This window comes from Wandonia sp., assembly GCF_984588085.1.
Map to the genome: position 1 here is coordinate 26,222 of NZ_CFIGVI010000017.1, position 15,401 is coordinate 41,622.

The following is a 15,401-nucleotide window of genomic DNA, read 5'->3' on the forward strand; positions in this document are numbered from 1 at the left end:
GATACTAAAAAAGTAGTAGAACAGGAATAAAGTCGTTGGAATTGCTTTACAGACTGCGTATTTCATCTTCCAGATTCTTTCTGGCCTGATCCTCGTATTTATTCCTGAAATAATCTGTTTTATATATGAAGTCTGATTGAAGGAGGTGAAGTAATACTTTTTTTCGTCCCGGTTTGTACAAAAAGTCCGGATACATCGCATATTCTTTTCGGACTTGAGAACTATATTCAGTATAAATACGTTTTTCTTTGCCAAGAATAGAAAGATCAATGTCCAGTAAGATATTGGTGTCCGAATCAGTACTCAATAAATGATCTTTCGTTGCCATAATTTGTTGGAAACAGGCAGATGATTCTTTAAAGTCAGTTGCATCCAGAATCTTTCTGCACAGACAAGCACTTTGGTATTCGCTGTCTTTTCTTTTCGGATCATAGACAATATCGTGATAATAAATAGAGAACAGTATGGTGTCAGGAGAAGAAACGTCCGCTATAACTTCTTTCAGTTCGGATAACATATTTGCAATATGTTCCAAATTGTGATAATGTCTGCCTTTCTCCGAATAGGCAGTGATGAGGTGAGTAAGGTTCGTTGTTATGAAATTCAAATCCGAAGAGTAATTACCCAGTAAAGAAATAAAATTTGCTTCTAAATCTTGCTTTTTCATGCGAAAATGTATTTGCTTTGCAAAGTAGTAAACAGAAAGGAAAACATGAGGCGAATTTGGATCGAATTCAAGACTAATTTTGCTGATTAACCCGATGAAAAAAATATTTTTGCGAATATTTGATTTTGTAAGAAATAAAACACTAAATTTGCAGTCCGTTTCACGGAGATAGAATTAAGAAATTTAAAAGAGATGAAGAAAGATATCCATCCATCAGAGTATAGATTAGTAGTTTTTAAGGATGTTTCGAATGATTATTCGTTCGTGTGCCGCTCTTGTGCACCTTCGAAAGAAACAGTAACATGGGAAGACGGAAATGAGTATCCTCTAGTTAAATTGGAGATTTCTCATACTTCTCACCCTTTCTTTACAGGTAAAGTTCAGTTTGTGGATACTGCAGGACGTATTGACAAATTCAACTCGCGTTACGGTAAGTTTAAGAAATAAAAGTTTATTACACTATAGTATAAAGCTCCGGTATTTTATCGGGGCTTTTTGTTTTAGCAATTTTTGACAACTTACTCGGTGAGCTTTTTCGGAATAATGTATCTTTAACCTATAATTGCACAAATCGATAGTATGTATTTAGCTTTTCACGATAACGAATTACACAAGCGCTTCAATCCATTAACGCTCACACGTCCTCTTTCGGAATTGAGAATGGGATTGTTTACGAACAGAGAGCGCTGGTTACGTTTATTGGGAAGAGATGATAACGAGTTTTGTGTATTTGCTACGGAAACGTATTTGAATGAGCGATACGCAAAGGCAGATGAAAACACGGAATACCTTCATATTAATGCTGCTGTTATTCCGGATCAATCTCTGGCCAGAGAAGTGTCTAACTTGAAAGTTGGAGAAGAATTGCGGACAGAACACAATTGGATCGCAAGAAAAGGTATCTATAAGCACGGTTTTGAAGTGAAAATAGCAGTGAATCAACCGTTGTTAATACTTGAGAATACCTGGGATTTGTTTCAGGAGAATGCGAAAGTTCTGAAAAATGATTTCTTTTTTCATACGGAGGGAAGAAAATCACAATCCCTCTCTTCTTCCAATACGGTAATAGGGGATAGAGAACTTGTTTTTCTGGAAGAAGGAGCCTGTGTTGAAGGAGCGATTCTGAATACGACCAATGGACCAGTCTATGTTGGTATAGATGCTGAAATTATGGAAGGAGCTATGGTCAGAGGACCGTTGGCTCTGGCTGAACATGCGACATTGAAAATGGGAGCGAAAGTGTACGGAGCTTCCAGTTTTGGACCACACTGTAAAGTAGGAGGAGAGGTTTCAAATTCCATTTTTATCGGGTATTCCAATAAGGGGCATGATGGATTTTTAGGGAATTCTGTTATCGGAGAATGGTGTAATCTGGGAGCTGATACGAATAGCTCAAATTTAAAAAATAACTACGGAAAAGTAAAAGTATACTCTTACGAAAAGCAAGATATGGTTCAGACAGATGTACAATTCCTGGGGCTTTTGATGGGAGATCATGCAAAATCAGGAATCAATACGATGTTTAATACAGCAACCGTTGTAGGTGTTTCCGCTAATGTATTTGGTGCGGAATTTCCTCCAAAATACATTCCTTCATTTGCCTGGGGTGCAGCACCAGAGATAAAATTCGATCTTCAAAAAGTGTTTGAAACCGCTGAAAACATGATGCAGCGCAGAGGTATTGCACTTACAGCTGCCGACAAATCGGTTTTAACCTATCTGTATGAACTGAAATAAGACAAAATTTCAGTTTTTTCTTAGTGGCATGAATCTTGAAACTTTATGTGTTCTTAATGGTTATATAGATAATCATTGGGGTGGAGAAGTATATACAAGTATTAACTGACAATTTGGCGTAGGCCTTTTGACAATATGAATGACAAGAACGATCAATTAATAAATTTTACAGGAATGCTGGATGGAGACTCGGAGTTTATTCCGTTGATTACGAGTGATGATGAGGAAGCGATGGAGAGAATGGATCTACCCGAAGTATTACCTATTCTTCCTTTGAGGAATAATGTACTGTTTCCGGGGGTAGTAATTCCTATTACCGTAGGAAGGGATAAATCAATTCGTTTGATTCAGGAAGCAAACAAGGGTAGTAAAATTATCGGAGTAGTAGCTCAGAAGAATCAGGATGAAGAAACTCCTGAGTTTGATGATCTCTATCAGGTAGGAACAATGGCTCAGATTCTTCGCTTACTGAAGATGCCTGATGGTACGACAACTGTTATTATTCAGGGGAAAAGACGCTTCGAATGGAAAGAGGCACTGGAGTCAGAGCCTTTTCTAAAAGCCACTACTGAATTTTTACCGGAAATTAAACCGGAAGAAAATGACCGTGAATTTGAAGCGATGTATGAATCGATGAAAGACATGGCTTTGCAGATTATCCGTGATTCGCCGAATATTCCATCAGAAGCAGCATTTGCGATTAAAAATATTGAGAGTCCGACGTTTCTGGTAAACTTCATTTCATCCAATATGAATGCGGATGTTGAGAAGAAACAGGGAATGTTGGAAGAACTGGATATTAAGAAACGTGCGCAATTAGTTTTAGAGCACCTTTCTTTCGAAATCCAATTGCTGGATATGAGAAATCAGATTCAGCAGAAAGTTAAGACGGATATGGATCGTCAGCAGAGGGAGTATTTTCTGCACCAACAAATGCGTACGATTCAGGAAGAATTGGGAGATAATCCTCAGGAGCAGGATGTGACTGATTTGCGGGATCGGGCCAGTAAAAAACACTGGGATGAACGCGTAAACAAACTCTTTAACAAAGAAATGGATCGTTTACAGCGTATGAATCCTCAGGCCGCTGAATATACGGTTCAGCTCAACTATCTGGATAATCTTCTGGATCTTCCCTGGAATGAATATACAGATGATAATCTGGATTTAAAGCGGGCTGATAAAATTCTTAACCGGGATCATTACGGTTTGGAGAAGGTGAAAGAACGTATTCTGGAGTATCTGGCAGTTCTGAAATTGAAAGGAGATATGAAATCACCTATTCTTTGTTTCTATGGCCCTCCGGGAGTAGGAAAGACATCGTTAGGGAAATCAATTGCCGAAGCACTTGGAAGGAAATATGTGAGAATGTCATTAGGAGGAGTACATGATGAATCAGAGATACGAGGACATAGAAAAACATATATCGGAGCAATGCCCGGTAGGGTAATGCAAAGTCTTAAAAAAGCCGAATCAGCCAATCCTGTGTTTGTGCTTGATGAAATTGACAAGTTAGGACGGAGTAATCACGGAGACCCGTCTTCTGCTTTGTTGGAAGTACTTGATCCGGAACAAAACAGTTCGTTTTACGATAATTATGTTGAGACAGAATTTGATCTTTCCAAGGTGATGTTTATTGCCACGGCAAATAATTTAGCGACTATTCAGGGACCATTGAGAGATCGTATGGAATTGATAGAAGTAAACGGATATACAATTGAAGAAAAGGTAGAAATTGCCAAACGACACTTGTTGCCAAAACAACTGGGGGAGCACGGGGTAGACAAAAAACAATTATCGTTAACCAAATCTGTTCTTGAAAAGTTGGTGGTAGAATACACGAATGAGTCAGGTGTCAGAGGGTTAGATAAGGTTGTCGCTAAAATTGTTCGGAACCGCGCCCGGCAAATCGCTTTGGAAGAAGAGTTTACTCCCAAGATGACTGCCGAAGAAGTAGAAAAGGTATTAGGACCGGGAAGAGAAAAAGATCGTTCTATTACTAATGAGGTGGCAGGAGTTGTCACCGGGTTGGCATGGACTCAGGTCGGAGGTGATATTTTGTTTATTGAATCATCACTGACGCCTGGTAAAGGAAAATTGACACTTACAGGAAATCTTGGGGATGTGATGAAAGAGTCAGCTGTAATTGCATTAGAGTATTTGAAAGCTCACGCGAAATGGTTTGACCTCAAGCCTGAGGTATTTGATAAATGGAATGTACATATTCACGTTCCTGAGGGAGCTACACCAAAAGACGGACCTTCGGCGGGAATTACAATGTTAACTTCTCTTGCCTCATTGTTTTCTCAGAAAAGAGTGAAGAAAGACCTGGCGATGACGGGAGAAATAACACTTCGTGGAGAGGTATTGCCGGTAGGCGGGATTAAAGAAAAGGTATTGGCGGCAAAAAGAGCTAATATTAAAGAGATCATTCTTTGTGAAAAGAATAAAAAGGATATCGGAGAGATCAAGCCGGATTATTTGAAGGGGCTTACATTTCATTATGTAAAAACAATGAAAGAGGTTGTAGAGATTGCTCTAACTAAAGTCGATGTTCAAGATAAGATTACGGTAAATTGAGACGATTAATAGTGTAGTCGTTAGGGTAGAAATAGCGACTACACATTAATTCTTTTGTATTTGTAACCACTGAATGGCTTTGTGTAATTGAGTGTCTTCTACAAGTGCTTCTGGTTCAGGTGATAATAGATCTGAGAACGCTTCATTTTTAAGATTCAAATAATTGATTTCCAGTCCAAACTTACCCTTTATGTAAAGTGCTTGTTGAAGATCGTCTTTTACCGAAATTTTACCTGATGTGTCTGAATAATCATAATCGGATAGAATTTTGTTTCGGATAGCAGCGCTTTGTCTTTCATCAGCATACGGAAATTTGTATTTGACCATACACAGACGGTTTTCGTACAAATGACATTCTATGTGAATACGCATTTTTTCAACTGTTTGTTTAAAAAACAGGATTTCCATTTTGCTTTGAAAAGGAAGAGAGCGTAAATAGAAAACAGGTCGCCCATACTTTTTTCGTATAGTTTTCCGGTTACTTGAGAATAGAGATAATCCTTCCGGTAGATGAAGAATTTGGTTGTTAAGTGATTCCGCATTTTCGGTTTGTTGTAGCACATCTTCGTAAGCAGATGCAGTTGCATATTCATTTTTAACAGATGTACCAAAATAACCTCTCGAATGATTGATTCCGAATAACAAATCTGCTTTTTTCAGAAGAAAAAGTCTCATAAGCATGAATTTTATGTATTCTTTACAAAGAAAGATAGAGATCTTAGGCAAGTTGTCAAAGTAGATTCGCCAGACAAAATAGAAATTATGTACTAATACTTAGAACATATCCGGAAATACGAAAAGAAATCAGTTAGATTCTGTCGTAGTTGTGAAAATTGTCTCCAGTTGTTGAAAAACAGGAACGATTGATTTTCCTTTTTCGGTTAGATGATATTCAATATGCAATGGTTTTTCATTGATTTTGATTTTATCTAGTATTTCGGCTTCTTCTAATTCCTTTAAAGCGGTAGCGATTGCTTGTTTGCTTGCCCCGGGTAAGGCTCGTAATAAAGCATTAAAACGAATCGGCTGTTCGACCGCCAATTTAAAAATCTGTGGTTTCCACTTTCCTGAAAGAAGTTTTATCGCATTTTCTGCCGGGCAATTGTTTTGATTATCAGTATTCATGGGTAGTCATAAATTTTTGACTAATTGACAGTATGACTGTCTGAGCCTATCTTTGTACAAAGATAACTGAATAATGTATCAAAAGCGTTATTTCATGCTTTTACGGGAAAGAGGTAGGATATGAAGATAAAAGGAATAATGAGTGCTTTTTTGTTCTTAATGACAATGAACGGTTGTAGTGGACAAGTTGTAGCGAATAAGTCAAATAAAGAAAAAATGGAAAATACAAAAGAGAATAATCCGCTGTTGTGTGATATTGAAACCGGAATGTGCGAAACAGGACCGGAGACTTCTGAAAATAAGATTGATGTAGAGAATGAAGGAGCTAAACCTGTACGTGTTATTTACTTTACAGATCCTATTTGTTCTTCTTGTTGGGGGATAGAGCCACAATTAAGAAAACTAAAGTTGGAGTACGGTTATGCGTTGGACATTGATTACAGAATGGGTGGATTGCTGCCGGATTGGAGTTATAATAGTGGAGGGATCAATAAGCCTTCTGATGTGGCTCACCACTGGGACGAGGTTAGTGTGTATTATGATATGCCTATTGATGGTGATGTATGGTTGGAAGACCCGCTTAACTCTTCGTATCCTCCTTCTATTGCGTTTAAGGCTGCTCAAATGCAGGATGAGACAAAGGCAGTGAAATTTTTGCGTGAGTTAAGAGAGCTGGTATTCCTGGAAAAGAAGAATATAACGAAGTGGAAGTATGTGGAGCAGGCAGCAAAAACAACAGGGCTAGATGTGGAACGTCTAAAGGCTGATTACGAAGGAGGGCAGGCAGAAAGATTGTTTAAAGAAGACTTACAACTTGCTCGTGAAATGGGAGTAAGAGGTTTTCCAACCATCTTTTTTATAGATGAGAAAAATGCTGTTGAGCGCGTATATGGTTCAAAACCCTATCCGGTGTATGAAGGATCTGTTCTGAAGTTGTTTCAGGGAGAAAAACAAGAGTACGGAAAAGAATGGAGCGATTTATTTTCGATCTATCCGACACTTACAGCAAAAGAATTTTCCGTGTTGTCCGGAGAGTCAAGAGAAAATGCGGAGATTCAATTGGAAAAGCTTGTAACCCAAGGAAAGCTAAGTAAATTTACCACCAAAAACGGGAATTTGTACAAAGTGCAATAAGAACCGGTTTAAAGCTTCCGGGGAATTATCATTTAGTATGCCATTGGCAATAATGAATTGATTAAGACCATCTGCATTTCCTATCCTGATGTCCAATGGTAATTCCCCGGTAAGTATATTAGTCCGTAAAAGTAAGAGTTAGAATAGTATTGACTGTACTTATTGTTCCTTCAGGAATGCTTTGCGCTGTAATTGTCTTTTCTTCTAATGTGTCCTCACTCAAAATATCTCCCAATTGATTCTGAAACTGTACTTCAAACCCCAGAGAGAGTAGTATTGCTTTTACATTGTTCCATTTCTGATGCATAAGATCAGGAACGACACGCATTTCAGGTACAGAAGAAGGTGGAGGAACAGGAACGATCTTGAACTTTAATTTGGCCATTGCATTGGATTGCAGATTATAGCGGTTAACGTTTCCCGCGTTGACAGGAATCGCATTAACGGAATACTTGGAAAGTGGATGTTTTCCAACGATACCCGTTTGTTCCGAATTCAGATCCATTGATAATGAAATCTGAGCTTCAACTTCTGTTTCGGGAATCGTATAAAAGGTGGGTTGGTATCCCATACTTCTGATAAGGTTAAGCAGTTTCATTTCTTCTTCAGAACGTTCACTGTCTTTCTCGCTATTATATAATTCAAGTGTTTGGCGAAGCGCTCCTTCATCCAGTGCAGCCTGTGCTTCTCCTACACCTTTACCAATGCTACTGATGAGTTCACCTAGTGGCCCTCCGAGGAGTTCGCTGAATAGTTTTACCGGATTAGTATTGTCATTACTCATGTTTGCTGAAAATTACGGTTACTAATTGATTGGGTTGGATAGTTGTACCCGGTTCGGGAGTTTGTTTGAAAGCACTACCGTGAACGACATTGAAATTTTGCTGATATACGGGGTTGAGACGTAAACCAATACTTTGCAATACCCTGCGCACGGCAGTTTCTGTTAATCCACTCAGATCGGGCATTTTTGCAGTCGCTGGATTCTGATTCTGTGTTGGAGTAATTTCGAAAGAAAGCTCACTGATAGAATTACCATTTATAGTATCAGAAAGGGACGGATCCAGCAACGAAGCACTGAGGTTGTCTCCGTCTTTTTGAATAATAGCTTTTAGTTTTAAAGAGAGATTGGAGAGTTTAAATGCAGAAGTTTCGGTTGATTTATTGACCGTTTCAACTTGTCCGAGTATGTTACTGTAGAGAGAATTAATAGGAATAAGTTGATTTCCCTCTGTGGGATTTTCTTCTACTGATAATGCAGCGATTGTATCTTGTAGCTTTTGAATTTGAAGTTCCTGGTCTAGTAAATCGTTTTTGAGGCTGGTTAATTGACCTTCCAGTTCCTTATTTAGTGAAAGAGTTGCCCGATTGGAACGAGCCAGTATTTGATGGGCTGAATATAATTTTTCATATTGAGAACTGACTGTCTGAAGATTGGTTGTGCATTCATTCAACTGCTGTTCACATTGACCATCTATTGACCTGATAGGTATATCATCTGAATTTTCTGTAACAGAAGTCATTTCAGGCGGGTAAAGAGAAGCTATGGTTACAAAGTCATGGTAGGTTGCATATTTTGCAATGCTATTTTCCGGCATAAGCCACATAGAGCCAAAATCAAACTCCAGCATATCATTTTCCGGATTGTACACATGAGAAAAAGTCATGCCTATAATTTCTTTTTGTTTGCTATCATAGATTTTTTGTGTTGGAACAATGCGTACAGGTAGCATCAGCCCCTTCTGAATCGCTTCTAAAAAAGGTTGTCTGTATTTGAGCGTAGAAGAGACAGTCCCTCTACAAAAAAAGGTGCCGTTGGATACAATAGAACGATAGATGTTAACCCATTTTTGTTCTGAAAAATTGAAGTACTGCACAAAGAGCGCCAAATCATTAACAGGAGTATTCTGCGTATCGTTTAATTTAATTGTGAAGCTTATATATTTGAATGTAATCATGGTCAGGTATTAATCTTTACTAATAGCTATTGATAAAAACTGGGTTCCACTGTTGGCTACAAAAACAAAAGTAGCTCCGGTTGAATAATCATCTTTATCAAAACGTAGGGTGGAAGAGAATTCTCCTTCTGTATTGGTAAATCCATCATTGCTTTCAAGTACTATTGGAGCGGTTACTTGCATAGCGGAATTGATAGCAGAACTGGTCATTTCATCAAAATTCAGTTCGACCCGCTGTCCGACTACTGGTGTATTATCAGGGTAGACTAACCGAAGAGATATAGTATAATCGATATGTAGATCGGTTTGTTCTGTTAGTTCGCTTGAATAGGTCATAACGACTTGTCTTTGACCTTCGTTAGGCATTACAGCTACAAATCTGCCGGAAATAGAGCTGGTAATAGCCCCTGTATTTTTAGAAGAAGATTCAGTGCTCCTGTAGGGAATAAACCGAATCGCATTAACGGAAGATAATTGAGCAAAAGATTCCTTGCGTAAAAAAGAATCAGAAGTCACTCGCTTTGCGGTATCTTCCGGAATTGTACTTTCTGTTGATTCAAATGAAGAAACGACCTCCAGATTGAAATCAAGATAGGGGAGGTGATATAAGGTGTTGGGTCTTCCGTATTCATCATAAGCAGGCATACTGCGCAATGTATGTTGTGCTTCATTCAGACTGTTAGCAATACTGAGAAGTATTTCATGAAGGGCAAGTGAGTTATATCCTGATTGGCTCATAGTTTAACTGTATTTTTCTTTGGCTTTAAGTTTCAATTTTTCTTTTTTTCGAAATTCCTTTTCTTCTTGTGCCCGCTCCGCTTTTTTTGCTAATAAAGACTGTTCTTTCAATTGTTCTTTTCGCTTCTGGTCGTAAAAAGAATCTTCTTTTTTATTGAGTTTTCTTTTACAGTCAGACGGCTCCTTTGTCTGCTTGGGATTTACCGGTTTTTTATCCGAATAAAAGGAGCGAAGAGGAGGATCAACGATTTGTGTGATATGAGTTATAACAACCTGTCTTTGTTGTTCTTCTCTTCTTTTATCATGTTTTTCCTCCCATTTATCCTTTATCAAAGTAGAGCGAACAAGCAAATAAGGAATTTTATTGTTTTTCTTTTTTGGACGATTCAATGGTCGTTCTGCCTGCCTGACAGATCGTTTTTGGATTGGGGAACTGAATTTTTGAGTTAATTTCTTTGCATCCCTGATTTCAAATAAATCCGGTGATTTTTTCTCGGATGGGCGATTAAAAGAAATTGTAGCCTTCTTTTTTCGTACAACTTTGTTTTGCTTTTTTCTTGTTTCATAGTCTATACTGAACCATTGTCTTTCAGGAGATTTTTCTGAATGATTGGGTCGGTTAAGCGGAAGGTCTTTCTCCTTTTGAGGGTTGATTTTTTGTCGGAACTCAATTTTCTCTTTGAGTTGCCTTTTTTGTTGGTATACCTTTTCTTTGAGTTGTTGTTTTTTACGCTCCCATTTTTCCTGTTCCTTATTTTTAGTAAGTAACTGTTTTTCAAGTTTTTCTTTTGTAGATCTTCTTTTTTGTTCAGCTTTTCTTTTGTTAGCAAAAGATTCAATAGTTCCGGAAAACCTGGGATCAGTATCTTCGTTTGAAATACCCGAATCAATAAGGGTATTCATTTCTTCTTCAAGTGATTTTCGCTCCTGAAGTAATTGTTCTAACTCTTTATGTTGTGCAGCAACTTCATCAAGAGTAGGCTGAACCAATTCGCAGGACAAATCTTCTTCCAAAGGAGGGGAAGGATCTTTCTGAATAATTTTTTTCCAACTCTTTGCCATAGAATTTTATTCAGGTTGTGGATCCGGATTCAGGTCTTCTGTAGCAGATTCATCCATGATTTCTTTTAATCGTCGTTCGAACATCGGGGGTGCCGGAACGGTTACCAGTTTTGTTCTCATTTCTGAACTTCCACTAGCTTCGTACTGGTATTTCTGTGAATAACTCGCATTAACGGAAGCACTGACGACCCCGAATGGAGACCAGGCGGTTCCCTTTACTTTTGAGCTGACTCCGACATCGGATTCGGTTTTCATAGAGATCGCAAGTTTGAGTTCTATATGTGTTTCAACAAACTGATAGAATGTAGGAGTAAAACCGAGTGCCAGTAAACTGACACCGGGAGTGCCCTCTTTCAGCTTAATCAGGGAAGTTTCATCCCGGACGAGGTTATCATCTTCATCCAGTTTAAAACCAGCCATTAGCTGAGCCATCCGAATAGAAACCTTATCAAGAGCGAACTGGGCTTCGGCTATACCGACACCAAGTGTTTGTATCAATTCGGGAAAAGGTGCATTAAGTAATTCTTTACCAACATTACGCATACGACCGGTAGAGCTTTAAAGCAGCTATCCCTGGAGAGATAGCTGCCGGATGAATAGAATTAATTAGAATTTTCCTGATCTATGATTTCCTGTTCAAGCATCATTTGAATTCGCTGCTCAAGTACTGCGGGTGGTGGAATAGGAACCAATTTAGTACGCAGCAGACTTGAACCTTCCGCAGAGTAGCTATATTTCTGTGAATATGTAGCATTAACCTGTGAAGTCTGAACGGATCTTCCACCTTTAATACGACCAAAACCGATTCCCAGACTCGCAGAAGAAGAACGATTATTAGTGGTACGTGAATAACCGACTTCTCCTTCCTGGGTATACTTAATCGAAATTTTCACTTCAATTATTGTATCGACAAATTGATAAAAAGTAGGGGTAAAGCCCAGTTCCATCATAGAAATTCGTCGGGGAAGTGAGATTTCGTCGGAAGGATCAATAGATCCTTTTTGTGCGATTTGAAAACTGGCAAAGGATATAGCAGTAGCCGGATCTGATGTTCCACCTTCATTTTTGATGTAAATCATTCCGTTGTAAGTAAGGGCTTCATCTGTAGAAATGTCTTCGTTTTTGGGTATTTCTTGATCCGTGTGTACTTCAAGATTTGGGGTGTAATTACCTTCTCCGAGCGCTTTACGTATTTCGTTTTTCAATAGTACATCCTCACTACTATTATGCAGAGCGATAGCTGTATTTATTTGGACTAGCTCGTTCCCGAAAAAGACACGACTATCTTCAAAAGTAACATTACCCAAGTCATCTGTTATGGTGCGTAAACCACCCATCATTTCAGCAACATCAATTGAGTTTTGATCCAGCTGGATCTGGGCTTCAGCGATCGCAAAAGCCATTTGGCGAATCATGTCGCCCATTGGTACGTCAAGGAGTTCTTGTCCTATCCGTGGTCTTCTGTTTCCAAACATAGTTAATTGTTTTTTGTCGTTAAAAGTATTCAGGCGTTGTCTTCTTCTGTATCCAGATTTCTCAACATCTCAATCAGGTTTTCAGGAGGTGGAAGAGATACCATTCTGGCTGCAATACTGGAAGAAGCGGAGGCCGATTGTTCAAATTTTCTTGCAAAATGAGCACTGACATTGGCTGAGACAACTTCTGTATTCACAGAAACTTCTCCTGATATTCCATAGGAAATGGATTCTGAAAGAGAAAATTCCATTTTTGCTTCAAAACTGGCTTCTGTGAAGGTGTAAAAACTGGGAACGAACCCCAGATTAATCAAATTCATTTCTTTACTTCCAATCGTGAGTTTGGTCGTAGCCATTTTTTTTAACATTTCGATGGAATTACTATCCAGTGCGGCCTGAGCATTCGCAACAGAAAGTCCCATTTTTTCAATCATGGTTGACAGGGGAGAGTTGGTCAACGTGTTTTGTACAGTGTCAATAGCAGGCATATTGGTTCATCGTTATTATTCGTTATCAGAATCTGTTGTAACGAAAGTGTTTTGTACAAAGTTCAGAAAGCTTTCCGGTGCAGGTACGGCAACTAAGCGAGCTGACATCGAGGCATTTCCTTCCATGGACATTTCAAATTGTTTTGCCATCCGGAAGTCAACATTGGCTCCTAAAGCGAACGTATTATCTTTTGAAACATCTTTGAAGGTTTCTTGTGCCATAGATGAGGAGTTCATTGTTTTTCCTGACATGAAGGTATCTTCCGTTTCATTGGTATCCAGACTTTCTTCTCTGGAATAATCAATGGAAATATCTTCGGAATCCATCGAGAAAAGATGAAATTTCATAATAGATTCATTGTGAAGGAAGTAATGTCTGCTCTCCCGGGTTTCGGAAGAATAATGTTCAAGTTGCTCGCCAACATACGTAAGGACTTGCTCAAAGCCGGAGTCTTGTGTGTATTCCAGTGCTATATTTCCGTAACTCGCATTCAGAATGTGGAAGCCGCTGGCAACAGGAGTTGATTGAAGATGAATAAATTTATTAGAACCGCTGGAAGACTTTTCAGGAGTTGCGTCCTCTGTAATGTTTCCATCTATAAAAACGATATAATCTGCGTCCAGTGTAATAGTAGCTTTTCGCTTATTAACATCTGTTGTTCCACCACCGCTGACAGTACCCTGTACTGTTCGAACAGCAGGAGAACTTCCGAAAATATGATTCTTTACAGATTCTGCTCTTCGCATTGCCAGAGATTCATTGTAACTAACGGAACCACTGTCGTCTGTATAGCCTGTAATCGTAATTACAGCGGAAGAATCGTATCGGTTAATAACCCGTAAAGCCTGATGTATTAGTGCATGGTCTGCATGATTTTCCCACGAAGTTCCTCCTCCGTGATGCGTGAGCGGCGGAGTTTCAGTTCCGTACCGAAGCGAACTTCCATACACGACCTCATGACCTCTTGGGCGTCCGGATGTATTTCGAATGTTGTCGTGCAGAAAGTGTAAAGTACTACTGATTTCAACCCATGCTGCACCATCATATTTAAAGAAGGTTCCGTCTCGTCTGACTCCATAAACGGTACCCGTATTTTTCGTAAGGGCCAGATCAATTGTATCACTGAAACTTCCGGAGATCATAAAATCATTCGAACCGTCTCCTTCAAGATCTACATCATCGTCATTGTAATCCCTGATTTTTAATACTCCCAGTGTCTTTTTCTTGTAAGCCAAGCCTTCTTCAATACGTATAAAACCACCTTCTAACCAGATGTCTATTCCTTCGCTTCTGTTCTCACGAATACTTTCGGATTGTACTTCACGTATAAGATAATCAACAGATGTTTCACTAACGATACTGTCTTCCAGGTCTTCTACTCTGTGGAGAGCCTGAAGGTCTTCTTTCAGGCGGAAAGATTTATTTTCTACCTTTACTGTATTTCTTTCTTTGGCTTTAAAAGTAAGTGTGCGGGAACTTTTAAATTCCTGAGCAAATTCTTCGTGATTATTCTCGCTGATAAACTGACGTTCTGACTCTTTGTATCCTTTTTTATTGGCAATGGAAAGGTCAAAACCAAAACCAAACTCCATAGATTCTTTCATGGCCATTTTCAGGTTGATACTGGCACTGATGTCAGCATACTGAAATGCATAAAAAACCGGGGCAAAACCGAGTTGGAGAAGTGATACTCCATTGATTTGTTGCTGAGAAAGCCGGATTACCTGGGCAACGGAATTGTCATCAAGCTTTTGTTGTGCTTCTGCAATACCTAAAGCCAGGTTTTTGAAGATATCACTAACATCCACTTGTTGTAGAATGGCAGCACCTTCACTGAATTTAGTCAAATTACTCATAGATTTTTAGTTTAAAAGGGGTTAATCATTTCCGGGAGTTGAATAGCTATTTTTTCATTGACATTTTCTTTTCGTACAGTGAAATACGAGTGCTTGTTTTGTAGATCACGAATTTGCTTATCAGTTATCTTGTAACCGCGTTGTAACCAGGATAATATTTCTTTGCTCAGGGGCATAAGTAAGTCTCCTGCTTCTTCCAGTGCCTGTCCGAATGCGAAAACAGCAGCTTGTTTATCCTCTAAAAATGTATACTGAATACCTTTTCGCTCCCAAAGGGAGGCAAGGTATTTACGGAATAATTTATCAGGTCTTTCCGTCTTTTTTTCGTCCAGAAAAGCAATACTTTTATCACAAAAAGCAATAACATCTTCGTGTGCCTGCATGCGTTCGAGAGACTCCATGGCACAAAGACTGTAATGTTGCAGGAATACCTCTGAGTTAGCATCATTCTGACACATTCTTAATGCTTCTTTATAATGTCGTAAAGCTTCCTTGTGATCATTTTTCAGTGCAAGAACTTTTCCCTGTTCTGCTACATGCAGATGCAGGTTACTTGTGGTAGTAGAACTCATATTAGTTG

16 protein-coding genes are annotated in these 15,401 nt (G+C 38.9%); 4 read left to right on the forward strand and 12 right to left on the reverse strand.

Annotation, left to right across the window (positions count from 1 at the left end; all coding sequences use genetic code 11):
- Window positions 1-46: 46 nt before the first annotated feature.
- Window positions 47-667, reverse strand: a complete 621-nt coding sequence (locus tag AC4PL9_RS08520) for an HD domain-containing protein (RefSeq protein ID WP_491604326.1) — start codon at window positions 665-667, stop codon at window positions 47-49.
- A 192-nt stretch (window positions 668-859) separates the two neighbouring features.
- Here AC4PL9_RS08520 and AC4PL9_RS08525 point away from each other — a divergent pair, with 192 nt between their 5' ends.
- The 3 genes from AC4PL9_RS08525 to lon all read left to right on the forward strand — a co-directional run bounded on the left by AC4PL9_RS08525 (window position 860) and on the right by lon (window position 4,984).
- Window positions 860-1,114, forward strand: coding sequence for a type B 50S ribosomal protein L31 (locus AC4PL9_RS08525; protein WP_343787446.1), 255 nt, complete (start codon window positions 860-862; stop codon window positions 1,112-1,114).
- A 132-nt stretch (window positions 1,115-1,246) separates the two neighbouring features.
- Window positions 1,247-2,404 carry a GlmU family protein gene (locus tag AC4PL9_RS08530; protein ID WP_491604327.1) on the forward strand — a complete coding sequence of 386 codons (1,158 nt, stop codon included), beginning with the start codon at window positions 1,247-1,249 and terminating at the stop codon, window positions 2,402-2,404.
- Window positions 2,405-2,539: 135 nt separating this feature from the next.
- Window positions 2,540-4,984, forward strand: a complete 2,445-nt coding sequence (gene lon / locus AC4PL9_RS08535; protein WP_491604328.1) for an endopeptidase La — start codon at window positions 2,540-2,542, stop codon at window positions 4,982-4,984.
- A 45-nt stretch (window positions 4,985-5,029) separates the two neighbouring features.
- Here lon and AC4PL9_RS08540 read toward each other — a convergent pair whose 3' ends face one another.
- Complete coding sequence (locus tag AC4PL9_RS08540) at window positions 5,030-5,659, reverse strand: hypothetical protein (protein WP_491604329.1); 630 nt, start codon at window positions 5,657-5,659, stop codon at window positions 5,030-5,032.
- A gap of 129 nt (window positions 5,660-5,788) precedes the next feature.
- Entirely contained in the window at window positions 5,789-6,109 is a 321-nt protein-coding gene (locus tag AC4PL9_RS08545; protein ID WP_491604330.1) for a winged helix-turn-helix transcriptional regulator, read from the reverse strand.
- A gap of 216 nt (window positions 6,110-6,325) precedes the next feature.
- Here AC4PL9_RS08545 and AC4PL9_RS08550 point away from each other — a divergent pair, with 216 nt between their 5' ends.
- A complete protein-coding gene (locus AC4PL9_RS08550) occupies window positions 6,326-7,243 on the forward strand; it encodes a ClpXP adapter SpxH family protein (protein ID WP_491604359.1) in 918 nt (305 codons plus the stop codon).
- A gap of 118 nt (window positions 7,244-7,361) precedes the next feature.
- Here AC4PL9_RS08550 and AC4PL9_RS08555 read toward each other — a convergent pair whose 3' ends face one another.
- Genes AC4PL9_RS08555 through AC4PL9_RS08595 form a run of 9 tightly spaced genes read right to left on the reverse strand, consistent with a single transcriptional unit; the run spans window position 7,362 to window position 15,393 of the window.
- Complete coding sequence (locus AC4PL9_RS08555) at window positions 7,362-8,027, reverse strand: PASTA domain-containing protein (protein ID WP_491604331.1); 666 nt, start codon at window positions 8,025-8,027, stop codon at window positions 7,362-7,364.
- Complete coding sequence (locus AC4PL9_RS08560; RefSeq protein WP_491604332.1) at window positions 8,020-9,201, reverse strand: PASTA domain-containing protein; 1,182 nt, start codon at window positions 9,199-9,201, stop codon at window positions 8,020-8,022. The genes AC4PL9_RS08555 and AC4PL9_RS08560 overlap by 8 nt, the downstream gene beginning before the upstream one ends.
- Before the next feature lie 9 nt (window positions 9,202-9,210).
- On the reverse strand, window positions 9,211-9,939 hold the full coding sequence (locus tag AC4PL9_RS08565; protein WP_491604333.1) for a hypothetical protein: 729 nt from the start codon (window positions 9,937-9,939) through the stop codon (window positions 9,211-9,213).
- A 3-nt stretch (window positions 9,940-9,942) separates the two neighbouring features.
- On the reverse strand, window positions 9,943-11,001 hold the full coding sequence (locus AC4PL9_RS08570) for a hypothetical protein (protein WP_491604334.1): 1,059 nt from the start codon (window positions 10,999-11,001) through the stop codon (window positions 9,943-9,945).
- A 6-nt stretch (window positions 11,002-11,007) separates the two neighbouring features.
- A complete protein-coding gene (locus AC4PL9_RS08575; protein WP_491604335.1) occupies window positions 11,008-11,544 on the reverse strand; it encodes a hypothetical protein in 537 nt (178 codons plus the stop codon).
- Window positions 11,545-11,603: 59 nt separating this feature from the next.
- Window positions 11,604-12,476, reverse strand: a complete 873-nt coding sequence (locus AC4PL9_RS08580; protein WP_491604336.1) for a hypothetical protein — start codon at window positions 12,474-12,476, stop codon at window positions 11,604-11,606.
- Between the two features lie 29 nt (window positions 12,477-12,505).
- Window positions 12,506-12,964: a hypothetical protein gene (locus tag AC4PL9_RS08585; protein ID WP_491604337.1), complete on the reverse strand. Its 459-nt coding sequence runs from the start codon at window positions 12,962-12,964 to the stop codon at window positions 12,506-12,508.
- Window positions 12,965-12,979: 15 nt separating this feature from the next.
- Window positions 12,980-14,821 carry an OmpA family protein gene (locus AC4PL9_RS08590; protein WP_491604338.1) on the reverse strand — a complete coding sequence of 614 codons (1,842 nt, stop codon included), beginning with the start codon at window positions 14,819-14,821 and terminating at the stop codon, window positions 12,980-12,982.
- Between the two features lie 11 nt (window positions 14,822-14,832).
- Window positions 14,833-15,393, reverse strand: a complete 561-nt coding sequence (locus AC4PL9_RS08595; protein ID WP_491604339.1) for a hypothetical protein — start codon at window positions 15,391-15,393, stop codon at window positions 14,833-14,835.
- Between the last annotated feature and the right edge of the window lie 8 nt (window positions 15,394-15,401).